Origin of the sequence: Bacillus sp. Brlt_9 (assembly GCF_051948935.1) — a bacterium.
Lineage (GTDB): Bacteria > Bacillota > Bacilli > Bacillales > Bacillaceae_G > Bacillus_A.
The window spans coordinates 48,029-72,045 of the sequence record NZ_JAYJLO010000009.1 but is presented as its reverse complement, the minus strand read 5'-3'; the positions used below and the strand labels follow the sequence as shown (position 1 = coordinate 72,045).

Sequence of the window (24,017 nt, the reverse complement as noted above, 5' to 3'; positions counted from 1 at the left end):
AAAAATTCAAATAATTATTTTCTCAAGTATTGTAGAATTTTGAGGAACAAATATTGAAAAACCCCTTTCCGGTTGGAAAGGGGTTTTTCAATATTATAAATTTACTTCTTGCGATGCATTAGCATCTAATGCATAAGTATCTGGTTTATTCGTATATTGTACTCCACCCACAATTGTGAGCACTACTGCCAATGTTAAAATTCCAGCTACTACTTTTTTCATTTTTCATCCTCCTTATGATCTTCTAACATTTCAATAACTAATTTATAATATTGATTACTTTGCTCAAATTTTAATGATTGAGAAAAATATTCTGCAAGTTCTATATATACTTTCTTTAATTCAATTTTATTTCCTGCTGATTTATAAAAAGGTATCGCTTCTAATTCTAAAAATTCTTTGTACTCTTTCGCTTCTTCAAAATACTTATGTTGAAGCATAAGAATCGAATACAATTTTGTATTAAAACGCTCTTCACGTTTAGCAGCAATAACACCTTTATTAATCCATTCTTTTGCTTCTTCAAATTGTTCTAATTTAATACACGATAGTGCCATTTCGTATAATGTATCTATATAATTTAAATCTACTTGTTTTTGAAGTTGTAAACTCTTTAAATAGTGTTCTTTTGCTTGCTGATATTTTTTCTTTTTGTAATATATATTGCCCATATTACTTAGAGTAATAGACATCAGAACATCTTTATCTGCAAAAGCCTCCGCTTCCCTCAATATATTCTCATACATTTTTAAAGCTTCTTCATATTGCCCTTGCTCTGCATAACTCAATGCAATGAGAATTTGACAATTTATCACATTTCGAAATTTATACTCATTCCTAAATGCCTCTAATGCGATATTTGCAAAATGTAAAGTAAGATGCTGAATTTCCAAGTGACTATAAGTAAGTGCAATATTATAATAAATTCCTGTCTCATGATATCCAAGTTCTTTAGCCATGATCTCTGTCTCAAGTAAATCCTCTAATCCTTTTTTCCACTTATATTGTAAACAGCATAATAACCCCTTACTATACGTATATAATAACTTCTGAAAAGGTGAAAATTTCTTATATGCCTTCTTAAGCTTCTCTAATTCTTCTGCGATTGCTGGTAAATCTCTTTTCATCAGTAAATAGCGTATATTAAGTAGTTTATAATAATTTATGATTTCAAAATCTAGAACACTTTGCATATCATATTCCAATTCATTACGTATGCGTTCAATCTGCGCCTTATCCAAACGAATTAATGCATTTAGCCATTCATCCAGCTTCCCCTTCACATCTTCCTCTACATCTCTCAAATCCGTCACGGCAATTTCTAACCTTGTGCAGAGCAATTGTAGAATTTCTTCTGATGCTTCGATCTTTCCGTTTTCGATTTTACTTAAGTATGAGACAGAACAAATGCCCTGACATAATTCTTCTTGTGTCATTTTTTGCTGTAGCCGTTTATAAAAGACTTGTTTGCCTATTTTTTCTAATGTTTGTTGCATTGTCCTCCTCCATTCTCATTACCCCCATTACTCTAATAATACATAAAATCTTGAGAAATATAAATTGATAAATGTTAATTTTCTAAAAAATATGCAATATTTCATTTTTTTCCCTCTTGACTATACTTTCATATCCATTCTTTGCTACGAGCGTTGAAAAATTGGTATACTATAACCAAATTATGGAGGTGTTTTCGCGATGACTTATTATAAAGACGATAGCTATGCCTTACATACAGATTTATATCAAATAAATATGGCTTATACATATTGGAAAGATGGTATTCACAATCGCCGCTCGGTGTTTGATTTATACTTTCGAAAGCTTCCATTCGAGAACGGTTATGCTGTTTTTGCTGGCCTTGAAAAGATTGTAGAGTACATAGAAAACTTCAGCTTTACAGAGAGCGATATCGCTTATTTAGCAGAATTACAATTTGAAGAAGAATTCCTTCAGTATTTACAAAATATGAAATTCACTGGGACGATTCGAAGTATGCAAGAAGGTGAAGTTGTATTTAATAACGAGCCTTTATTACGTGTCGATGCACCGCTCGGCGAAGCACAAATTATTGAAACTGCCCTGTTAAACATTGTGAATTACCAAACATTAATTGCAACAAAAGCAGCTCGTATGAAGCACGCTGCAAATAATGATGAACTTTTAGAGTTCGGCACACGGCGTGCCCACGAGTTCGATGCAGCCCTTTGGGGCACACGCGCTGCCTTTATTGGCGGTTTCTCCTCTACGAGTAACGTACGGGCCGGGAAGCGCTTCGGAATACCCGTAGCCGGCACACACGCCCACTCTTTCGTCCAAGCATATCGCGATGAATATATCGCGTTTAAAAAGTACGCTGAAACTCATAAAAAATGCGTCTTTCTCGTTGATACATACGACACTTTAAAATCAGGTGTTCCAAATGCGATTCGCGTCGCGAAAGAGTTTGGGGATCGTATCGATTTTTATGGTATTCGCCTTGATAGTGGTGATATGGCTTATTTATCAAAAAAAGCAAGAAAATTGCTTGATGATGCTGGATTTACAAATACAAAAATTATCGCTTCTAGCGATTTAGATGAATACACAATTATGCACCTTAAATCCCAAGGAGCAAAAATTGATGTATGGGGCGTTGGAACAAAATTGATTACGTCCTTTGAACAACCTGCGTTAGGAGCTGTATATAAACTAGTTGCGATTGAAGATACTGATGGAAAGTTAAATGATACAATTAAAATTTCATCTAACCCTGAAAAAATTACGACTCCAGGACTGAAACGAATTTATCGCATTATTAATCGAGTTAATGATCATGCAGAAGGCGATTATATTGCATTAGATTCTGAAGAACCAGGAAAAGAAGAACGATTAAAAATGTTTCACCCTGTTCACACGTATATAAGTAAATTTGTAACAAACTTTGAAGCACGCGAGCTGCATAAAGATATTTTCGTTAACGGTGAAAGAACATATGAACTACCAGACATATTAGATATTCAAAAATACAATGAACAGAGTCTCGCGCTATTTTGGGAAGAGTATATGAGAACTTTAAATCCCGAAGAGTATCCTGTCGATTTAAGTCAAGAATGCTGGGATCATAAAATGAATTACATTCAAACTGTTCGAGAACAAGTTGAAAAAAATATACAAAAATAAAGTGAAACTTTAATCAGTGGGGGTTTTCTTCCCCCCCACTGATTATTAGTTGAACCAATCGGACTTTAATGGGCAGCCCGACCCCACCTAACTTCTTTGCTTTCGCTGAATTTGGAGGTGGGGGTCTTACTGCCCATTAAAGCGGGAAAAAACAGAGAAGCTCCCTCTTCCCTGTTTTTTCAATACTTTATGTATCTTTATGGAAAGTATATTAAAGTAATAAGACAAATATTTTTTATTTGTAAATTTTAATATTACGTTATTTATTTATAAAATAATATTTGTTATTATTTTATTGAGTCAATTTCAACAAAATAACCTAAAAAAGAGGACGCGTTTGCGTCCTCTTTTTTATAAATCTTTCACTCGTAGTACACGCATTGCATTTAATACTGCAATTAACGTCACACCCACATCTGAGAATACCGCTTCCCACATTGTTGCAATACCGAATGCACCAAGTAATAAAACTAATCCTTTAACACCTAATGCAAATATAATATTTTGCCATACAATGCTTCTTGTACGTTTTGCAATTTTTACAGCTGTCGCGATTTTCGAAGGTTCATCAGTCATGATAACGATGTCTGCCGCTTCAATTGCTGCGTCAGAGCCTAAACCACCCATCGCAATCCCGACGTCTGCACGCGCTAATACTGGCGTATCATTAATACCATCACCAACGAAAGCAACTTTTTCTTTTCCATGCTTCGCTGCATCGATTTTTTCAATTTCTTCTACTTTTTGTTGTGGTAGCAACTCTGCATGAACTTCATCTAAACCTAATTCTTTACCTACAGCTTCACCAACTGGTTTTGCATCACCAGTTAACATGACTGTCTTCTTAATACCTAATTCTTTTAACTTTTGAATTGCTTGTTTTGAATCTTCTTTTACCTCATCCGAGATAACAATATAACCTGCGTATTTCCCATCTACAGCAACATGAACAAGTGTACCTACTGTTTCTGGTTGCTTAAATGTAATGTTTTCTTTTCTCATTAATTTCGCATTACCTGCAAAAATTTCTTTTCCTTGTACTTTTACAACCGTACCATGACCAGAAATTTCACTATAGTCTTCAATAGCATTTTCATCGATTGATTTTCCGTATGCATTTCGAATAGATTGTGCAATCGGATGATTTGAATACACTTCTGCAAATGCTGCATATTCTAATAGTTCTTCAGCCGTAGTACCTTCACTTGGCTGCATCTTCGTAACTTTAAAGACACCCTTTGTTAATGTTCCTGTTTTATCAAAAACGATATACTTCACATCATTCAATGCTTCTAAATAGTTACTTCCTTTTACTAAAATACCACTTTTAGATGCCCCGCCAATTCCTCCAAAGAAACCAAGAGGAATGGATACAACTAGCGCACATGGACAAGAGATAACCAAGAATACTAATGCTCTATAAATCCACTCTGAGAATGTAGCGCCTTCTAAAATAAGTGGTGGAATAAACGCCATGATCGCTGCTGTAATAACTACGACCGGCGTATAATAACGTGCAAACTTCGTAATAAAGTTTTCTGTTGGTGCTTTTTTGCTACTTGCATTTTGTACTAAATCTAAAATTTTTGATACAGTAGATTCACCAAATTCTTTTGTCACTTCAATTGTTAATACACCATTTTGATTTACAAAACCACTTAATACATCATTTCCAACTTCTACTTCACGTGGTACAGATTCCCCTGTTAACGCTGAAGTATCCATCATCGATGTTCCTTCGACTACTTTTCCGTCTAATGGTACTTTCTCACCTGGCTTCACAATAATATAATCGCCGATTTGCACATCTTCTGGTGATACTTGTTTCGTTTCATTCCCAATCTTCACATTCGCATAATCAGGACGAATATCCATTAATGACGTAATTGATTTTCGAGAACGATTTACCGCAATACTTTGGAATAGTTCCCCTACTTGATAAAATAACATTACCGCAACGGCTTCTGAATATTGCTGAATCGCAAAAGCTCCTACAGTTGCAATTGCCATTAAAAAGTTTTCATCGAACACTTGGCCGCGAGTTATGTTTCTTATCGCTCTCCAAACGATATCTCCACCTATTAATAAATACGCAAGGACGAATAATGGAATTGTTATCATTTGTGGTAAATCAGCTAAGGCAGCAATTCCTGTCAAAATTCCACCGACTACTAATCGCCCTATCATCTTTTTCACATTAGCTTCACCATGGTCGTGACTATGTCCGTGGTCATGACCACCTTTTTCTTCACGAACAACTTTCACATCTGGTTCTAACTTTTGTACGACATTTATTATATTTGCTACAGTCGCTTCTAATTCTCTTTTATTCGCAACTTCTACTCGTAATTTCTTTGATACAAAATCAACAGTTGCTGCTGAAACAGTCGGCATTTCTTTCACTTTATTTTCAATCTTCATCGCACAGTTTGCACAATCTAAACCTTCTAATATAAACACTTCTTTTGCTACTTTTGTGCTTTTTTCTTCTTGTACTTTAATGTGCGGTTCTAATTTTGTAACGAGTTGTTTTGCTTCTGTAACAACTTCGCTTTCTTTATTTTGTGCTGTCTCTAAAATCATTGTTTTTGTCGCGAAATTTACAGAGCAAGAATTTACTCCTTCTATATTTCCAACACCTTTTTCAATTTTCATTGCACAGTTCGCACAATCTAAACCTTCTAACATCAGTTTCTTTTTCACTAATGCTTCAGCCATCGTTCTCCCTCCTCGCGTTTTTTATTCTTCCTCGTTTACGTGTTCAAACGCTTGCTCGAAGATATGAATTACGTGCTGGTCAGCTAACGAATAATAAACGACCTTTCCTTCTTTACGATTCTTTACAAGTTTCGCTTGCTTTAACACACGGAGCTGATGTGAAATAGATGATTGTGTCATTCCTAATAAATACGCCAAATCACAAACACACATTTCAGCTTCAAATAACGCATGTAATATTCTCGTACGTGTACGATCGCCTAATACTTTAAATAATTCTGCTACTTTACTTAAACTTTCATCAGTTGGAATTGTTTGTTTTACTTGGTCAACAACTTCTTCATGAATTATCGTTTGAGAACATGTCTCTTGTTGTGTTTCTACTTTATTTCCAGCCATTATAGCTCACCTCTTCATTTGAACATATGAACAATCATTCATATATCTTATACTCTTATTATATGAGCGATCATTCATATGTGTCAATGAAATCTCATACATTTTTTCGAACATTTCGTTCACATTTTAATAAGGCTTACACATATTTTCCGCATCCATTACATTCTCATACAAAAAAGAATGTACATTTTACCCAAAAGAAAAAAGCCTTGCGCGCTCCCTAGACGCACAAGGCTTACTATACTTATATCCCTTTTAATTAAGCTTTTAATTAGCTTGTTCTAAATTATCCTGCGAACTTCCATCGTCTTTTAAATGACTATGTTTTTTCGAATAAACAAAGTATACAACTACTCCAATTGCTAACCAAATACCGAAGTAGATCCATGTTGTTAACGGTAGGTTAAACATTAAGAATAGACAACATGCGATTGAAATAAGCGGTAGCGTTGGTACAAGTGGTACCACAAAGCCACGTTTTAAATTCGGATGTGTTTTACGAAGAATAATAACTGACACACCAACCATCGCAAATGTTAATAACGCTCCAATATTCGCTAAATTTGACAATTCTTTTAAATCGACAAATCCAGCAATTAAAGCACTACCAATACCTGTTAACCAAGTTGAGAATACTGGCGCTTCTGTTTTCTTATTAATTTTCGCAAATGATTTTGGTAATAAACCATCACGGCTCATCGCGAAGAATACACGTGTTGTTGCATAAATGTAAGCAAAGATTACAGCCATAATACCAATTACAGCTCCAACTGCGATTACACCTGCTACTTTATCTTGTCCTACAACCTCAAGCACATATGCCATAGCTTCTGGTACATCTAATTCTTTATAAGAAACCATACCTGTCATAACAAGACAAACTACAACATAAATGATTGTACAAATAACTAACGAAGCAATAATACCAATTGGTAAATCACGTTGTGGATTTTTTACTTCTTCAGCAGAAGTTGCTAATGCATCAAATCCTAAGAAAGCAAAGAATACTGCTGCCCCTCCGGCAAAGACTCCGCTAATACCGTATGGCATAAATGGTGTCCAGTTTTCTGGTTGTACGTAAAACGCACCAACTGCAATGAATAAAACAACGATACCAATTTTAATTAATACCATTATGTTATTCACACGCTTACTTTCTTTCGTACCTCTTGATAGTAACCAAGTTAAAACTAATGTAATAACGACTGCTGGTAAATTAACAATCCCACCTTGTGATGGAATCTTTAACAGCTCTGTTGGAATTTCTAATCCAAATCCACTCACTAAGTTATTGAAATAACCTGTCCATCCACCAGCTACTGCGGCAGTTGTTACGACATATACAGATAGTAATGTCCATCCCATTAGGTGGGCAATAAACTCACCAATTGTCGCATATGAATATGTGTATACACTACCTGAAACCGGAAGTGTAGATGCAACTTCTGCATAACATAGTGCTGCAAATCCACAAACGATCGCTGCAATCATGAATGAAAAAATAACTGCTGGACCAGCATCTCTTGCTGCTACTAATCCTGTTAATACTAGTACTCCTGTACCGATTATCGCACCAATCCCTAGCATTGTTAGGTCAAATGCCCCTAGCGTTTTCGTTAAAGTTTTACTTTTACTTTCCCCTAACAATTGCGTAACGGATTTCTTTTTAAATAGGTTGGCCACGATGTATGCCCCCTTTTGCCAAGAAGAGCTAAGAGATATTCACTCTTAGCTCTTATCATGTTGGTTTATATATTGTTCGATTTTGTTTTGTATAATGCTTCTATTAGCAAGATACTGTTTCTGCTTCTAATAATTCTTTAGCACCTTTGTACTCTACACCGTGAGCTTCTGCAACTGCTTCAAATGTTACATAGCCATCTAATGTGTTAATACCTTTTAGTAACGCAGAGTTGCCTAGGCAAGCTTCTTTGTAGCCTTTGTTAGCAATTTGTACTGCATATGGTACTGTTACGTTTGTTAATGCAAGAGTTGATGTACGTGGAACCGCACCTGGCATGTTTGCAACTGCATAATGAACAACGCCGTGTTTTTCGTAAGTTGGGTTATCATGAGTTGTAATACGGTCAGTTGTTTCGAAAATACCACCTTGGTCAATCGCGATATCTACAACAACAGAACCTGGTTCCATTGATTTAATCATTTCTTCTGTTACAAGTTTTGGCGCTTTTGCACCTGGGATTAATACTGCACCGATTACAAGATCAGACTCTTTTACAGCTTCTGCAATATTGTAAGGATTAGACATTAAAGTTTTTACTTGGTTTCCGAAAATGTCATCTAATTGACGAAGACGTTCTGCACTTAAGTCGATGATTGTTACATCCGCACCTAGTCCAACTGCAATTTTAGCAGCATTTGTACCAGCTTGTCCACCACCGATGATTGTTACTTTACCACGTTTAACCCCTGGAACACCTGCAAGTAAGATACCTTTACCGCCTTTGTTTTTCTCAAGGAATTGTGCACCAATTTGTGCAGCCATACGACCAGCTACTTCACTCATAGGTGCAAGTAATGGTAGAGAACGGTTTTCTAATTGTACTGTTTCATATGCAATTGCAACAACTTTCTTCTCGATTAATGCTTTTGTTAATTCTGGCTCTGGAGCTAAGTGTAAGTATGTGAATAAGATTAAACCTTCACTGAAGTGTTTGTATTCGCTTTCAATTGGTTCCTTAACTTTCATAACCATTTCCATGTTCCAAGCTTCTTCAGCTGTATCAACGATTTTTGCTCCTGCTTCAACATACTGAGCATCTGTGAAACCAGATCCTAAACCTGCACCCTTTTGAATGAATACTTCGTGATTGTTACGAATTAAATGTACAACACCTGCTGGTGTCATTGCCACACGGTTTTCGTTGTTTTTAATTTCTGCTGGTACCCCAATACGCATAATGAAATGCCCCCTTATAATTAACAGAAAAAAGAAAGTCTTTTTTCTTTTTGTAATAATTAATAACTTATGTCCTTATTCTAGCATAACTTAAAAGTTATGAAAACGCTAACATATCATTTTTTTAAAGTTTATATATTTAGAATAGTGTAAATATATGGAACATTGATTCTATTAACATCTTCGTTACATTTCACTATCTATCACTCTATTTTTATTATACTCCTGAAAAATACGCCTCAATCATTTATTATTCGACAATAATGTAACAATGTAAAAAACACCAATGATGCCGTATACATATACAGTTATTAATTTGCACAATACTTTAGGGATATATTCTTTTCATAAAAAAAACAGCTGCGGGCATTTAGCCAGCAGCTGGGTAACTGATAAATAACTTAGAAAATAAATCATCTGTTGTTTCAGTAATTTTATCAAACAGATCACTTTCTTCCGCTTCTTGCTCTTTTAACATCTTAATTGTTTCACGTGCCGATTCAGGATAATCGGTAATGATACCATCTACATTTAATTTATAATATCCCTTTAAACTTTCCATATCATTTACTGTCCATACGTAAATTGGCTTGTTTAACTTCCTTGCTTCTTTTACTAATTTCTTATTTAACATATATTCTTCTGCTACATAAAAATCAGCCTTCACATTCTTTAAGTGAGCTCTACTTGCATACAGTATATATCCTACTTTTATATTTGGATTTGCACGCTTAAATTCTTTTATAAGCGGATAGTGTAACGTTTGAATGACACATTGCTTCTCAAATTCATTGTCTTTAATCGCTTTTAATACTTTGTTTACAAAGTCTTTTTCGCCCCCATGAAGCTTCACTTCAATATTGAGTTTGATTTTACCCTTTGCCAGCTTAATGATTTCATCAAGTGTACTGATTTGTCCTGAAAAACCATCTTGACTAAGAGTAAGCTGCCTTAACTCGTCCATCGTTAAATCTGACACATGAACGTTAGCATTAGCAAGACGTTTTAGCTTCAAATCATGTATAACTGCTAGTTCACCGTCTTTCGTTTGCAGTACATCAATTTCAGCATAATCTGCTTTCGCATCAATAGCCCCCTGCACAGCTTCTTTCGTATTCTCTACACCTTTTGAAATATAACCACGATGAGCCATAATAATTGGCTCTTTATATGTGTTTGTAATAAAGGTCACAATGAAGGCAACTACCATTCCCGCCGTAATAATTCCTACAATATATACACCAATAAATTTCCAACGATGTTTTTGGAAGAAACATTTATCTGCTTTTGTTTTCGAATAATCTAATCCTTCTTCTAATAAAACATCTTCAACTGGAACCTTTTGTAAATACAACCTTGTTAACGCCATAATATAAAACGGCGTCATAATAAAGCTAAATAGATACAATGTACTCGTTAAGAAGACTGAAATAGTTGACTCTGCTAGTAGTGCAAATGTCCCTTCGGGGTTTGTAAATTCATATACTCCCCACAGACAAAGCAAATAAATTCCTACACATAAAAGAAAGACGATTCCTACAGATATGAAAAAACCTACTAAAAAGAACAATACTTTAAAGAAGCTTTCTTTTACTAAGTTTGCGCTTTTGCGTGCTGCCGTGCGAAACGGCTTTTCCTCTAAAACAATAATAGGTAAAACAAAAATCCAACGAAGATTTAAATAGGCAACTACAGCAAAGAATGTATAATACCCAACTTGCCCCATCGTTGTCTTAAATAGTTCACCTGTAATAAAATTAGGAATTTGAATTTCAGGAATCAATGCAGATTTATACCCCATACTTAATAGTGGTAATAGTACAACTGCATACAAAACAAATCCAGGTAAGCAATATGTAAACAGGGAAGGTAAATACGTTACTGTTTTATACAGAATTGGACGTAATCTCACCTTTTGCCTTTTATGAGCGAAGTACGAAATGATAATAAGTACTGCAAACTCTGTAAAGATAAGAAACAATGCCAATATAGATAAAATTACAATCGCCAAAATCCCGTATGGTGTTTTTAAAAATGCTAATAACTCATCATTTGTTGCATTTGCATACCCACCAAAGTACAACAACTTATTGAAAATAATACCGAAAAGTGGGATAAACACAATCGCTGCTAACAATTTATAAGCAAGTTGGAATGTTAACACATTCCAAAAAGCAAATCTAACAGTTTGAAAGGAATGTCTCATTACTCCTGGTATAGATAGTCTTTTACGGTGTTGCATATATTCCTCCACATTCTAAAACGATATTTGAGATGGATTCCATATTTCCATTTCTAATCCATCTTTTTAATAATAATATATTCCGCCTAACATGAACACTCTTATACATACAATGAAAAAAGTGATGGCTACTTCCCATCACTTTTTCATTTCACTCTATTTTTTCTCTAACCCTTGTCCAAATGCTTTCAAGAAGCTAAAACCGAATGTAATGGCTCTATTGATATCTGGATCTTTTAACACTTTAAAGAAATCCATTACTTTTGTTTTTTTACCACTATTTAATTCATCTGTTGCAAATTGCAATCCAGTGACTAAACTCGATGTGATTTGCTTCGTTACTTCTGGGTCAACTGCGGATAGTGCTTCCCCCGCCCCCATCATGTTGTTGAGTGCATTTTTAACTGGTTCACGATTTAATTGCTCCACAGCAATTTTTGAAACATCTTCCTTCGCAGCAAGTAAACTAATCGCCGCATCTAATATACCAGCCTTCTGCAACTGTGCTAAAAGCTGCATCGTTTCTTCTACTGCTTCACGATTATTAGATAGCTCATTTAGAAGTTCATCTGCTACTTGCCGTTTCTGTTCTTCCTCTGTTACAACTTTCTTTTTAATTAACGTAATTTCCTTCGCCACTATCTCCGCCCCCTAGTCCACAAGTGATACGTATTGTTTTCTTTGCCATTTTTGCTCGATTTCAACACCATTTTGCGGATTACGCTGTTTATCTCGCGGGTTTGAAGATGGTAACGGACGGTTTCCTTTCTCACGTAATACACGCATTTTCACCATCGTTTGTTTATACGCCGGTGTACACGTATACAAGTCTGTTGCCGTCCCAGTTAAAATATTAATCGCTTCTTCATTTATCGTTGCATGCATCGGTAAATATAGCTCTTTCCCCGTTACACGGTCAGTAATAAGCGCTTGTACTTTAATTTTTCCAAATGGTGATGCTAATTCTACAAGACCACCATCTTTCACATTGCGCTCTATAGCGAGTTCAGGTGAAATTTCAACGAATACTTCAGATACTTTAGATAAAATACCAGCTGATTTATTCGTCATATTCCCTTCATGGAAATGTTCTAGCATGCGTCCATTATTTAACAGTAAATCATACTCATCTGGCGCTACAACCGGTGGTACCCATTCATCTAATGATAAACGAGCAAGTTTATCTGGGAAGTTAAATCCATCTACATATAATAGCGGTGTATCACTACCATCATGACTACCCCAACATAAACTATTCCAGCCTTCTAGACGGTCGTACGTTGCTTGAGAGTATAACGGTGCAAGTGACGCAATTTCGTCCATAATTTCACTTGGATTTTCGTAATTCCAATCCCCGCCTAGTGCACGAGCAACTTTTTGTAAAATCCACCAGTCTGGTTTTGAATCACCAAGCGGTTTCAATACTTCATATAATCTTTGAATACGGCGCTCTGTATTCGTAAACGTTCCTTCTTTTTCTAAACTTGGTGCCGCTGGTAAAATAACATCGGCGAAACGAGCTGTTTTTGATAAGAACATATCTTGAACAACAAGGAAGTCTAAGTTTGCTAAAATATGTTGCACATGGTTCGCATTTGAATCGACTAAAGCCATTTCTTCACCCATGACATACATACCACGTAGTTTTCCTTCTTCTGCCGCAAGTAACATTGCAATATTGTTTAATCCTGGTGCTTTCGGAATAGTTGTGCCGTATGCTTTTTCAAACTTCGCACGAAGCGTATCATCTGATACTGCTTGATAACCAGGAAGCCAGTTTGGTAATGTTGCCATATCACAAGCACCTTGTACGTTATTATGTCCACGTAATGGATATGCACCTGCACCAGGACGACGATAGTTACCCGTAACAAGCAGTAAATTTGAAATTGCTGCAGATGTTGTACTTCCTCCTGTATTTTGCGTTACACCCATTCCCCAAAGTACACAAGTACCATCAGCTTCATATACCATACGAGCCATTTCTTTCAGTTTTTCTTTTGAAATCCCCGTAATTTCTTCTGTATAATCAAGCGTATACTTTTCTAACATTTTGCTGTATTCATCAAAGTTCTTCACATTTTCAGCTAAAAACTTTTTATCGTGCCAATCTTGATCAATAATATATTTCGTAATACCAGCAAGCCATACGTAATCCGTACCTTGGCGCGGATGAATAAATAAATCCGCACGCTCTGCCATTTCATGTTTACGAAGGTCTGCTACGATCAGTTTTTGCTCGTGTAATTTATGAGCACGTTTTACTCTCGTCGCAAGTACAGGATGTCCTTCTGTTGGATTCGCACCAACGATAATGACAAGACCTGCTTCAGCTATATCTTTCACTGTTCCAGCATCCCCACCCATACCGACAGTTTTAAATAAACCGTCTGTTGCTGGAGATTGACAATAACGAGAACAGTTGTCTACATTATTCGTGCCATATATTTGGCGAGCTAGTTTTTGCATAAGGTAATTCTCTTCATTTGTTACTTTTGAAGAAGAAATAAATCCAAATGCATCGCTACCGTATTCAGATTTAATATGCTGCATGTTAGAAGCAACAACTTCTAATGCTTCTTCCCATGAAGCTTCAACAAACATATCTCCTTGGCGAATTAATGGCTTCGTAATTCGATCTTCACTATTTACAAAATCCCATCCAAATTTACCTTTTACACATGTAGAAATACCATTAACCGGTGCATCTGAAACAGGTTGCACTTTTAATATATGGCGATCTTTCGTCCATACTTCGAAGGAACAACCGACACCACAAAATGTACAAACTGTTTTTGTTTTATTAACTTTCGTCTTACGCATCGCAGCCTCTACTTCTGAAACCGCTAAAATACTACTATATCCAGGCTCTACATCCTTTACAAAATCAATCATCGGATCTAACACATCTGGTTTTAATCCTGTCATGAACCCAGCTTCACCTAACATTGATTTTTCCATTAACGCATTACATGGACATACTGTTACACACTGCCCGCAACTTACACAAGATGAGTCATTAATGCTTACACCACTATCCCATATAACACGTGGGCGATCTAAGTTCCAGTCTATCGATATAGTTTCATTAACCTGTAAGTTTTGACATACTTCTACACACTGTCCACAAGCAATACATTGATTTGGATCATACCGATAAAATGGATGTGACATATCCACTTCACAAGCACTTACTTTCGGCTCATACGGATATTTCTGTTCTTCAATTCCCATCATATGTACGGTGTTATGAACTTTACAGTTACCATTATTGTTATCACAAACGGTACAATACAATAAATGATTCTCTAATATTCGATCCATTGCCTCAGTCTGTGCCTCTTTTGCACGCTGTGACTGTCTTTCAATATGCATACCATTCTCGAGCTTCGTTGAACAAGCACGCATTAACTTCCCATCTACTTCTACAATACACGTATCACAAGTTTGAATTGGATCTACTTCTGGTACATGACAAATTTGAGGATGTTCCAAATTACTCTCGTTAAATAATTGTAGTATTGTCTTTTCACCTGATGTGGAAAATTCTTTACCATCCACGGTTACACGGACTGTCTGTTCTGCCATAGTTTCCCCTCTCCTTACAACCAACTGTACAACACAATTATGAATCCGTTTTCAAAATCGCATTACTGTACATATTTTTGAAACGCTCTGTCCAAATACTTTTCTTATGAAGTCGATTCTAGATGTTATAAGGTATAACTACGAAAGCTTGAAAATATCACTATTCTACAGTTCTATTATATCGTACATATACAATAATAACCAAAATAATCTGTGATTTTCTTCCTAATAGGTGTTTTTATTTCCCCATTGTTTTATGATAAATATGGGAGAGAAATACATTTAAAAGGGGGATTTTATATGGGGCCTACGCAAGAGACTTATACAGTTGTACGCTATCAATCTGGTACATTTTCAAAACAACTGGATGAGATTGTTACAGAATCTCCTATTACTATTAAATTAAACGGTGAGGAATATGTAACAGTCGTATGTACACCAAATTACATCGAAGATATGGTAATTGGTTTTTTAATTTCTGAAGGAATTATTTCTTCCTATAAAGATGTTGAAGAAATATGGGTTCAAAAAGATAACGGAATTGTCCATGTAACCTCATCAAAAGTAAATCCACTCTATCAAACTTTATATAATAAACGATACATCACTTCTTGCTGCGGAAAAGGTAGACAAGGTTTTATTTTCGTAAACGATGCGGCAAAAGCAAAAGATTTACATGATATACACGTGAAAATTACTCCTGAAGAATGCTTTTACTTAATGAATACGTTACAACAATCTTCCACTACCTTTCGCCAAACCGGCGGTGTTCACAATACCGCACTATGTGATCGAAACAATATCCTCCTATCAAGAATGGATATTGGCAGACATAATGCATTAGATAAAATATATGGTCATTGTTTGCGCAACGATATATCTGTTAAAGGAAAAATCATTGCATTTAGCGGACGTATTTCATCCGAAATTTTACTTAAAGTTTCAAAAATCGGATGTGAAATTGTTCTATCTAAATCTGCTCCAACAAAATTAGCATTGCAACTTGCTCACGATTTAGGCATTACAGTCGTAGGATTTATTAGAAATGAATCTTGTAATATTTACACACATCCACATCGAATTGATGGTTATCAATCGAATAACTAAAATAACTCCTCAATTGAGGAGTTATTTTAGTTATGAAAATGTAATATATTAAATACTTGAATAGTTAATAAAGTTAATATATAATTTCATTACATATTAAAAAAACAAAACATTGTAGCATATATCTTTTCATTCTTTTACAAATTAAAAGAGACTGCTCACAAAACACATATACAATCTTATAAAAGTAATGGATTTATTTGAAATCGACCAAGGAGGTTACAACTATGGAAATTCGCTTATTAACGACAGAGGACGCAGAAATATATTTAAAAGTTTGTATGGAAGGTTTAACGAAGAACCCGGAAGCTTTTAGCTCTTCCTATGAAGATGTTCTGAAACATGAGGATCCTGTAGCTGCTATGGCAAAACGATTAAGCAATCCGGATAAGTATACTCTAGGGGTCTTCAAAGATGATGATTTAATCGGCATTGCTACTTTAGAAACAAAGCCTTTTATTAAACAAGAACATAAAGCAAAAATCGGTTCCGTTTTCGTTTCCCCAAAAGCGCGTGGCCTTGGAGCAGGACGAGCTCTTATTAAAGCAATTATTGAAAATGCCGATAAATTACATGTAGAACAACTTATGCTCGATGTTGTAGTTGGTAACGCTGGTGCCAAAAAATTATATGAATCATTAGGTTTCCAAACTTACGGCGTACAAGAGCGTTCATTAAAACATAACGGTCAATATTGGGACGAGGAACATATGGTTCTGTTCTTAAATGATTAATACTTCAATATAGTTTGTAAAAGCATCTTTTTATTAAGAAAGATGCTTTTTTCATTACAACAATGTAATCTTCATGTCACCTTTATCGATCGTACCAAACCTTTCCATTCATTATACTAAAAATATAAAGTGACACTTTAGTTAGTGCGGCATCAATTATGAAATGAACGTATAGCATTCAATTGATAGGTAGAGGAGAATGTGACATGAAACAAAACAAACGAGCTATGCTTTTAATATTTACTACAGCAATTGTAACTTCTGGGTTAGCAATTTTACCTTGGTTTATCATATGAACACTCCCCCACTTAGCAAAGCTTGAAGTGGGGGTTTCTAACGTTTCGACCTAACGGACGATTAACGTCAGGGGGGTTAACACATTAGCGAGCTGTTTCACGCCTTCCCCCTAACAACGAAAAAAGCTTATTACTTCTTAAGAAGCAATAAGCTTTTTTTATATTATAAAATCCCCAAAATTTTATTTACACAACTTATAATAATAACCATAGATACGGCAATGCACATGACAACCGTATTACGATCTTGCTTTTCTTTTTTTGAAATTTCTTCTTTTGGATTCATGTGTATGATCTCCTTTTAAAAAAAGTGTGAGATAGGAAATTTTTCTTATCCGATGCGAGGTGAATACGAAAACCCTCTCTATCTCACATACACAATAGAATGGAATTGTCATTTTATAAATAAAATGACATGACGTTATGTCGCAACATAGGGTATTTTGTGTCGCTACGTTTTCTATTATAAAAAATAGTTGTGCAAAACTAGTGCATTTTTTATGTCAATTACTCTGAGCGTAAAAATAACTCTTCCACTCAATCACATAAAAAGAGTTTTTTATTATTTTCATGTAAACTATACAAGTAGAATGAACAGTTTGGGGTGCACAAGATTATGGTAAAAATTTTATTAGTAGACGATGAAGAACGCATGTTACGATTATTAGATCTGTTCTTAAGTCCTCGTGGCTATTTTTGTATGAAAGCTACCTCTGGCCTTGAAGCACTAAAGTTAATAGAACAAAAAGACTTCGATATTATTTTGTTAGATGTTATGATGCCGAATATGGATGGATGGGATACTTGCTATCAAATCCGTCAAATTTCCAACGTTCCAATTATTATGCTAACAGCTCGTAATCAAAATTACGATATGGTGAAAGGCCTCACTATGGGCGCAGATGACTATATTACAAAACCCTTTGATGAGCATGTATTAGTTGCACGAATTGAGGCTATATTACGCCGTACAAAGAAAGATGGATTTGTTAGCTTCAATGGTATCGAGTGGGATAAAACGAAACATACTGTCACAGTATATGATGAAAAAATCTCACTAACTCCTATCGAGTTTTCGTTGCTTGGACTATTTTTACAAAATACAAACCGTGCTTATAGCCGAGATGATTTAATTGAAAAAATTTGGGGTTATGAAACAGACATTGAATATAGAACAATCGATTCACATATTCGCAATATCCGTGATAAACTACGCAAAAAAGGATTTCCAGTTGAAAATTACTTAGAAACTGTCTATAAAGTCGGATATAAATGGAAAAGTGAATAATTATTTCGGTCAGTGAGCAATAGTATATCACTGACCCTTTATATGAAATAAGGTATGGTGAGAAAATGAGTAAACTTTCACTTAAAATTGGGACATACTTTTTAATATTAGCTTTATGTATTGAAACAATTGCTTTCGTATCTTTTTACAAAAGCATTTCAACAATGCGGATTGAGGAAGAAACACTTGCTCTTTTAGAAAAAGGTAATCGCTATAGTAAAAAAATTAAAATTCGCGAGAGACGGGATGAATATTATAAAGAAATGCAACACGCTGAACACAATAAAAATCCTAAACGCCCCGTGTACCCTGAGTTCGAGATTGCAAATGCGGCTGCACACTTAGTTGAATCGGAATCAATTTCTAACTCCGATATAGCTATCATTATTACTGACCATAACGGCAAAATTATTTCCACCTCAGAACCCGTAACAAAAGAAATGCAAAAACAACTTACTTGTAAAACAGAATCTGTCCCAGAAAGCGGATTAATCGTCGAAAGAAACTGGAAAAAATCAAAATTCATCACAACAGTAAGCCCACTTAACACAACAAAGTTTCAAGGAAAGTTATATATGTTATTAAAAACATCTTTCTTAGAAAATATGTTACTTAAACTCATGAACCAATTCCTTATCATTAGTGTTTTAACAATTATTTTAACAACTATTTCTGTCTTTGTTTTTTCTCGTGTTATTACAGAACCTCTTATAAAAATGAAGAGGGCCACAGAAAAAATGTCAAAATTAAATACGCCAATTCACTTAGGTATTAAACGGAATGATGAACTTGGGAGCTTAGCAAAAACGATTGAAGATTTATCAAGTGAACTAACTTATATGAAAAAAGAACGCAATGAATTTCTCGCTAGTGTCGCCCATGAACTATTAACTCCATTGACCTATATGAAAGGTTATGCGAAGGTAGCAAAGAGAGACTCTTTAACGAAAGAAGAGCGAGAAGAATACTTGCAAATCATTGAGGATGAAACAGATAGTGTCACTGATCTCGTCCAAGATTTATTTATGCTTGTACAGTTAGAACAACACCAGTTTGTTATCAAAAAACAAAAAGTAATCCTTAAACCATTTTTAGAACGAATGATTGAAAAAACAAAAACAACATTAACAAATAAACAAATGCAACTCCATGTATATTGCAAAGATGATTTAGAAGTTTGCATAGACGAAAGACGTATGGAGCAAGTTATGTTAAATTTATTACACAACGCTTATCAACATTCGCCAGAAAACACATCTATTACGATACGTGTACTCACGGAAACTGATTCTTTCACAATAAGTGTAGACGATGAAGGCGAAGGTATTCCTGAAGAAGATATCCCGCATATTTTTGATCGTTTTTATCGTGTTGATAAATCCAGAACGAGAGCTACTGGAGGAAAAGGTATTGGGCTAGCTGTTGCAAAAGAAATTGTAGAATTGCATAACGGTTCCATTCTAGTAAAAAGCCAATTAGGAGTAGGAACAAACTTTATAATCGAGCTACCTTTTGAATAAGATGCGTGTGAAAACACCAGTAGTAGTAAACACTACTGGTGTTATTTTGTTCATAAAATCAGTTCATATAAGCTAAGCTTTTGAAATTATTCTTATTTCAATATAAAATAAAGGTACATTTGCAAAGATTTGGAGGGTGATATAATTGGATATCCATGTATTAACAAAAGACGAAGCGGAAATTTACTTAGAACTTCGTGTAGAAGGATTAAAGCAAAACCCTGAAGCTTTCAGCTCTTCTTATGAAGATATTATTAATAAAGAGTGTGCGATTGAATATAAAGCACAAAAATTAGCACAAGATGAAAACTATACGCTAGGTGCATTTAAAGATGGACAATTAATCGGGGTTGCAACACTGGAAACGAAACCATATGTAAAACAAGAACATAAAGCTAAAATCGGTTCTGTATATGTGTCTCCAAAAGCACGCGGACTTGGAGCAGGAAAAGCACTTATTAAAGAATGCCTTGAACTTGCTAAATCTTTAGAAGTAGAACAAGTTATGCTTGATGTTGTCGTTGGCAACGATGGGGCAAAAAAACTTTATGAATCATTAGGATTTAAAACATTCGGTGTACAAGAACGTTCATTAAAATATAACGGACAATATTGGGACGAAGAGCATATGGTCTTATTCTTAGATGAAAATAAATAATAAAAAACATCCTCATGCTTGGAGGATGTTTTTTTACTTTCTTGTATACCATGCCTTATGTAATAATTGAATCGCTTTCGCAATTTCTTCTTCTGATAAAATCGCAAACCCAAGTAAAACTACATTTTCAGGCGCAGTACCGTCTTGATAGTACGTAGACACAGGATATATTTTGATACTATGTTTCGCAGCTTCTTGAATGAGTTCTTCTTCTCGCATTCCATTATGCACTTGTAATAAAATGTGTAATCCCGAATCTTCTCCTATTACTTCAACCTGACTAGAGAAATACTTTTCTATTTCAAAAACAAGTCGATCTCTCTTTTTCCGGTAGACGACACGCATTTTATGAATATGTTTTTCCCAATAACCTTCATTTAAAAACTTTCTAATCACTTCTTGGTCCATTCTTGAAACACTTTGCGTATAAAACAAATATTCCTTTTGATACTTGTTAATTAAATTCTTCGGTAATACTATATAGCTCATCCGTAATGAAGGTAATAAAGCCTTTGAGAGCGTCCCCATATAAATAACTTTCCCATCTGTATCTAATCCTTGCAGTGCCGGGATTGGCTTTCCTGAATAGCGAAATTCACTATCGTAATCATCTTCAATAATATATCTACCTTCTTCTTTCTTCGCCCATTGTAAAAGCTGCGTCCTTCTCGTAATAGACATAATCATTCCATATGGGAATTGATGAGAAGGTGTAACAAATACAACATTTGCATCGCTATTCTCTAAATCTGCCATACAAATTCCATCCCTATCTAAAGACAACATTTGAACCTTTTTTTCGCCCTGTTCAAAAACGACCATTTTCCTATGATAACCTGGGTTTTCAACTGCATAATTGCTTCCCTTTAACAATTGAAACAGCAGCTTTACTAATATTTGTGTTCCTGCTCCTAATACAATTTGACTAGCTGAGCAACGTACACCTCTAGATTCATACAAATAGTTCGCAATTTCCTCCCTTAAGCTCAATTCCCCTTGAGGGTGTCCAAGAAAAAGCAACTCATTATTATGTGGCTGCCATACATCATTAATAAGCTTACGGTACGTAGTGAACGGAAAAGTGTTCGTATCAACCCCTGTTTGTGTGAAATCAAATGTATAGTTCTCCTCCCGAAACGATACTTCTTCTACTTTCGCTTCGCTTCCTTCTACATAAATCATTTGTTCAATTTCACATACAAAATAACCTTTTCTAGATGCTGATTCAATATAACCTTCTGCAAGTAATTGCTCGTAAGCCGCTTCTACTGTATTCTTACTCACTTGTAAATAGCTCGCCAGCTTTCTTTTAGCAGGTAATTTTGTAAAAGCCGGAATCGTTCCATCTTTAATCTCTTTTTTTATATACTCATACAATTGCACGTACAATGCCTTTTTACTATTCATATTTAAATTAGGCGTTAATTCTAACATAATATCTGACCCCTTAATAAAACCGAAATCTGATACTTTTTACAGTACCAGAAATTATATATAATTCCTTTTATCATGTCACACATAAAAAATCAAATACTCGAGAGGGGATGCATGATCATGAACAACAATAGACAGATTGGACTCATTATGATTATTACAGGAGCTACCTTATGGGGATTATCTGGCCCGATGATTCAGTGGCTATTTCAACATACTAACGTATCATCAGTTGATTTTTTAACAATTCGCTTGTTGCTTGGGGGAATATTTATTTTATCTTTCTTACTTATAAAGAAACAAAACATATTTCAAATTTGGAAACATCCTAGACATTCTATACAACTTATTATTTTCTCTATTCTCGGCATGCTCGGTGCGCAATATGCCTTTATCGAAACAGTTCATATTAGTAATGCGGTCACAGCGACATTATTTCAATTTCTAGGTCCTGTTCTTATTACCATTTATGTCGCATTTGGACAAAGAAAATTCCCTGCTTCTATGCAACTACTCGCAATTATTACTGCCCTAACGGGAACGTACTTTATTATTACAAACGGCTCAATTGAAAATATTGTTTTATCAAAAGAAGCCATTATTTTCGGCCTATTAACAGCAATTGGCTTTGCATTTTATACCCTTCATCCAGCTTCTCTTATTAAAGAATGCGGAACAACTGTAGTAATTGGCTGGGGAATGTTAATTGGCGGCATTGCCCTGCTTATTTGTAATCGCTCGTTTGAATGGGATCAGCTTTCACAAACTTTTACACCAAAAACTTTTTCTATGCTTATTCTTATCATCATAAGTGGCACCCTTTCTTTCCTCCTTTATATCGGTAGTCTGAAATATTTAGCAGCAACAGAAACGAGCATTTTATCTAGCATTGAACCACTTGTAGCAGCTATCGTTTCAATCGCTTGGCTAAATGAATCATTTGGAGCGTATCAATTACTAGGCGGCGTATGTATCGTTCTTTCTGTTATTTTCTTAACGATGCCTCAAAAAGAACGAGAACCAACCTTTTCAACTGAACAAATATAAAAAATGTCAAAAGAGGTCGTACAAAACTTACGACCTCTTTTTATACTTTAAAGGAATTGTCCCTCTTTCTGGCAAATACAATTACACTAACAGTAAAAATTAGGAGTGTGACACCATGAAAAAAATTGGAACTATGCTACTTTTCTCCTTTCTCATCGCTGGATGCACACAAGCGCAGCCTGATTCAGAAGCACCTAAAAAAGAAGCTATCGCCACGTCATCCACCCAAGTTAATGCACCTTCCTTCTTTCATCTTAGCGTTTTAAAAGATGTAAATTGGGAAGAAACACCCTCCTTCATACAAGAAAAAACACCTTTAAAAGGTATCGAAGAAAAAATCGCAATGGCTGATAGCCCTATTATCGCAAATGAAAAAAATGAAATCATGTGGTACTTTTTAGATTCTGAAATGCCAACTGGAAAACTATCTATTATCGCACTAAAGCAAGGATCAGTAACTCCAACACCCGTACTCTTTCAAAAAGAAACTTCCAAACCAAATTGGACTACTTCAAATACAATTGATTCCACTACACACGAACTCCCTCTCACTATGTCACTACCTTCATCTGGATTATGGGTATTAAACATATATGTAAATGAAAAATATTATGATCAGTTTGTAATCACCGCTGAGTAAAGTGACAAAACTAAAACACTTTCTTACAACAATGTAATTTCTACGTCATATACTTCGATAGTTTAAGTATCTCTCTTCTCTTATACTTAAAGTAAGAAATGACACAAGGAGAGATGAGAGATGAAAAAAATGATAGAAGTGATCGTAGCAGTAACTGAGGTTTTAGTAAATGGTAAACAAGTTGCAATTGAATTAAATAAATAGTGAGGAAACACAAATAAATAATTTTACACTTCTTCATTATTTTGATTTCTTATCTCAAAAAAG

The 24,017-nt window shown here is 35.0% G+C and carries 19 protein-coding genes; 8 read left to right on the top strand and 11 right to left on the bottom strand.

Annotation, left to right across the window (positions count from 1 at the left end; genetic code table 11):
• Positions 1 to 93: 93 nt before the first annotated feature.
• Together VF726_RS25660 and VF726_RS25655 are read right to left on the bottom strand one after the other, a co-directional pair.
• Entirely contained in the window at positions 94 to 222 is a 129-nt protein-coding gene (locus VF726_RS25660) for an NprX family peptide pheromone (protein WP_087983415.1), read from the bottom strand.
• Positions 219 to 1,496, bottom strand: coding sequence for a tetratricopeptide repeat protein (locus VF726_RS25655; RefSeq protein WP_440172959.1), 1,278 nt, complete (start codon positions 1,494 to 1,496; stop codon positions 219 to 221). Before VF726_RS25655 ends, VF726_RS25660 begins: the two co-directional genes overlap by 4 nt.
• A 199-nt stretch (positions 1,497 to 1,695) precedes the next feature.
• Between VF726_RS25655 and VF726_RS25650 the strand changes: the two genes are divergently transcribed.
• Positions 1,696 to 3,159 carry a nicotinate phosphoribosyltransferase gene (locus VF726_RS25650; RefSeq protein ID WP_440172958.1) on the top strand — a complete coding sequence of 488 codons (1,464 nt, stop codon included), beginning with the start codon at positions 1,696 to 1,698 and terminating at the stop codon, positions 3,157 to 3,159.
• A 351-nt stretch (positions 3,160 to 3,510) separates the two neighbouring features.
• On the opposite strand, the gene VF726_RS25645 is transcribed toward VF726_RS25650, so the two are convergent.
• The 7 genes from VF726_RS25645 to fdhF all read right to left on the bottom strand — a co-directional run bounded on the left by VF726_RS25645 (position 3,511) and on the right by fdhF (position 15,026).
• The gene (locus tag VF726_RS25645) at positions 3,511 to 5,877 is read right to left on the bottom strand and encodes a heavy metal translocating P-type ATPase (protein WP_440172957.1); all 2,367 of its coding nucleotides are present in this window, start codon (positions 5,875 to 5,877) and stop codon (positions 3,511 to 3,513) included.
• Between the two features lie 21 nt (positions 5,878 to 5,898).
• Complete coding sequence (locus VF726_RS25640; protein ID WP_440172956.1) at positions 5,899 to 6,276, bottom strand: ArsR/SmtB family transcription factor; 378 nt, start codon at positions 6,274 to 6,276, stop codon at positions 5,899 to 5,901.
• A 267-nt stretch (positions 6,277 to 6,543) separates the two neighbouring features.
• Positions 6,544 to 7,959 (bottom strand): amino acid permease, encoded by a 1,416-nt coding sequence (locus VF726_RS25635; RefSeq protein WP_048528679.1) that lies wholly within the window; start codon positions 7,957 to 7,959, stop codon positions 6,544 to 6,546.
• Between the two features lie 103 nt (positions 7,960 to 8,062).
• Entirely contained in the window at positions 8,063 to 9,196 is a 1,134-nt protein-coding gene (ald, locus tag VF726_RS25630; RefSeq protein WP_001219741.1) for an alanine dehydrogenase, read from the bottom strand.
• Between the two features lie 370 nt (positions 9,197 to 9,566).
• The gene (locus VF726_RS25625) at positions 9,567 to 11,438 is read right to left on the bottom strand and encodes a glycerophosphoryl diester phosphodiesterase membrane domain-containing protein (protein WP_440172955.1); all 1,872 of its coding nucleotides are present in this window, start codon (positions 11,436 to 11,438) and stop codon (positions 9,567 to 9,569) included.
• Positions 11,439 to 11,594: 156 nt separating this feature from the next.
• Positions 11,595 to 12,077 (bottom strand): DUF1641 domain-containing protein, encoded by a 483-nt coding sequence (locus tag VF726_RS25620; protein WP_440172954.1) that lies wholly within the window; start codon positions 12,075 to 12,077, stop codon positions 11,595 to 11,597.
• Between the two features lie 12 nt (positions 12,078 to 12,089).
• Complete coding sequence (gene fdhF / locus VF726_RS25615; RefSeq protein ID WP_440172953.1) at positions 12,090 to 15,026, bottom strand: formate dehydrogenase subunit alpha; 2,937 nt, start codon at positions 15,024 to 15,026, stop codon at positions 12,090 to 12,092.
• Between the two features lie 300 nt (positions 15,027 to 15,326).
• Between fdhF and fdhD the strand changes: the two genes are divergently transcribed.
• Positions 15,327 to 16,133, top strand: coding sequence for a formate dehydrogenase accessory sulfurtransferase FdhD (fdhD, locus tag VF726_RS25610; protein ID WP_429602016.1), 807 nt, complete (start codon positions 15,327 to 15,329; stop codon positions 16,131 to 16,133).
• Between the two features lie 227 nt (positions 16,134 to 16,360).
• The gene (locus VF726_RS25605; RefSeq protein WP_000405868.1) at positions 16,361 to 16,867 is read left to right on the top strand and encodes a GNAT family N-acetyltransferase; all 507 of its coding nucleotides are present in this window, start codon (positions 16,361 to 16,363) and stop codon (positions 16,865 to 16,867) included.
• A gap of 459 nt (positions 16,868 to 17,326) precedes the next feature.
• On the opposite strand, the gene VF726_RS25600 is transcribed toward VF726_RS25605, so the two are convergent.
• Positions 17,327 to 17,449 carry a hypothetical protein gene (locus VF726_RS25600; protein ID WP_001068388.1) on the bottom strand — a complete coding sequence of 41 codons (123 nt, stop codon included), beginning with the start codon at positions 17,447 to 17,449 and terminating at the stop codon, positions 17,327 to 17,329.
• 330 nt (positions 17,450 to 17,779) lie between these two features.
• Between VF726_RS25600 and VF726_RS25595 the strand changes: the two genes are divergently transcribed.
• The 3 genes from VF726_RS25595 to VF726_RS25585 all read left to right on the top strand — a co-directional run bounded on the left by VF726_RS25595 (position 17,780) and on the right by VF726_RS25585 (position 20,629).
• Positions 17,780 to 18,451 carry a response regulator transcription factor gene (locus VF726_RS25595; RefSeq protein ID WP_000238949.1) on the top strand — a complete coding sequence of 224 codons (672 nt, stop codon included), beginning with the start codon at positions 17,780 to 17,782 and terminating at the stop codon, positions 18,449 to 18,451.
• 65 nt (positions 18,452 to 18,516) lie between these two features.
• A complete protein-coding gene (locus VF726_RS25590; protein ID WP_440172952.1) occupies positions 18,517 to 19,971 on the top strand; it encodes a HAMP domain-containing sensor histidine kinase in 1,455 nt (484 codons plus the stop codon).
• Positions 19,972 to 20,116: 145 nt separating this feature from the next.
• On the top strand, positions 20,117 to 20,629 hold the full coding sequence (locus VF726_RS25585) for a GNAT family N-acetyltransferase (protein ID WP_000351216.1): 513 nt from the start codon (positions 20,117 to 20,119) through the stop codon (positions 20,627 to 20,629).
• A 33-nt stretch (positions 20,630 to 20,662) separates the two neighbouring features.
• Here VF726_RS25585 and pdxR read toward each other — a convergent pair whose 3' ends face one another.
• A complete protein-coding gene (gene pdxR, locus VF726_RS25580; protein WP_440172951.1) occupies positions 20,663 to 22,063 on the bottom strand; it encodes a MocR-like pyridoxine biosynthesis transcription factor PdxR in 1,401 nt (466 codons plus the stop codon).
• 120 nt (positions 22,064 to 22,183) lie between these two features.
• On the opposite strand from pdxR, the gene VF726_RS25575 reads away from it, so the two are divergent.
• Together VF726_RS25575 and VF726_RS25570 are read left to right on the top strand one after the other, a co-directional pair.
• The gene (locus VF726_RS25575; RefSeq protein WP_440172950.1) at positions 22,184 to 23,110 is read left to right on the top strand and encodes a DMT family transporter; all 927 of its coding nucleotides are present in this window, start codon (positions 22,184 to 22,186) and stop codon (positions 23,108 to 23,110) included.
• A 115-nt stretch (positions 23,111 to 23,225) separates the two neighbouring features.
• Positions 23,226 to 23,750 (top strand): DUF4871 domain-containing protein, encoded by a 525-nt coding sequence (locus tag VF726_RS25570; protein WP_440172949.1) that lies wholly within the window; start codon positions 23,226 to 23,228, stop codon positions 23,748 to 23,750.
• Positions 23,751 to 24,017 lie beyond the last annotated feature (267 nt).

Excerpts from the sequence above, each read along its gene's own strand:
- VF726_RS25660 (WP_087983415.1), bottom strand. The coding sequence starts at position 222 with ATGAAAAAAGTAGTAGCTGGAATTTTAACATTGGCAGTAGTGCTCACA.
- VF726_RS25655 (WP_440172959.1), bottom strand. The coding sequence starts at position 1,496 with ATGCAACAAACATTAGAAAAAATAGGCAAACAAGTCTTTTATAAACGG.
- VF726_RS25650 (WP_440172958.1), top strand. The coding sequence starts at position 1,696 with ATGACTTATTATAAAGACGATAGCTATGCCTTACATACAGATTTATAT.
- VF726_RS25645 (WP_440172957.1), bottom strand. The coding sequence starts at position 5,877 with ATGGCTGAAGCATTAGTGAAAAAGAAACTGATGTTAGAAGGTTTAGAT.
- VF726_RS25640 (WP_440172956.1), bottom strand. The coding sequence starts at position 6,276 with ATGGCTGGAAATAAAGTAGAAACACAACAAGAGACATGTTCTCAAACG.
- ald (WP_001219741.1), bottom strand. The coding sequence starts at position 9,196 with ATGCGTATTGGGGTACCAGCAGAAATTAAAAACAACGAAAACCGTGTG.
- VF726_RS25625 (WP_440172955.1), bottom strand. The coding sequence starts at position 11,438 with ATGCAACACCGTAAAAGACTATCTATACCAGGAGTAATGAGACATTCC.
- fdhF (WP_440172953.1), bottom strand. The coding sequence starts at position 15,026 with ATGGCAGAACAGACAGTCCGTGTAACCGTGGATGGTAAAGAATTTTCC.
- fdhD (WP_429602016.1), top strand. The coding sequence starts at position 15,327 with ATGGGGCCTACGCAAGAGACTTATACAGTTGTACGCTATCAATCTGGT.
- VF726_RS25605 (WP_000405868.1), top strand. The coding sequence starts at position 16,361 with ATGGAAATTCGCTTATTAACGACAGAGGACGCAGAAATATATTTAAAA.
- VF726_RS25600 (WP_001068388.1), bottom strand. The coding sequence starts at position 17,449 with ATGAATCCAAAAGAAGAAATTTCAAAAAAAGAAAAGCAAGATCGTAAT.
- VF726_RS25595 (WP_000238949.1), top strand. The coding sequence starts at position 17,780 with ATGGTAAAAATTTTATTAGTAGACGATGAAGAACGCATGTTACGATTA.
- VF726_RS25590 (WP_440172952.1), top strand. The coding sequence starts at position 18,517 with ATGAGTAAACTTTCACTTAAAATTGGGACATACTTTTTAATATTAGCT.
- pdxR (WP_440172951.1), bottom strand. The coding sequence starts at position 22,063 with ATGTTAGAATTAACGCCTAATTTAAATATGAATAGTAAAAAGGCATTG.
- VF726_RS25575 (WP_440172950.1), top strand. The coding sequence starts at position 22,184 with ATGAACAACAATAGACAGATTGGACTCATTATGATTATTACAGGAGCT.
- VF726_RS25570 (WP_440172949.1), top strand. The coding sequence starts at position 23,226 with ATGAAAAAAATTGGAACTATGCTACTTTTCTCCTTTCTCATCGCTGGA.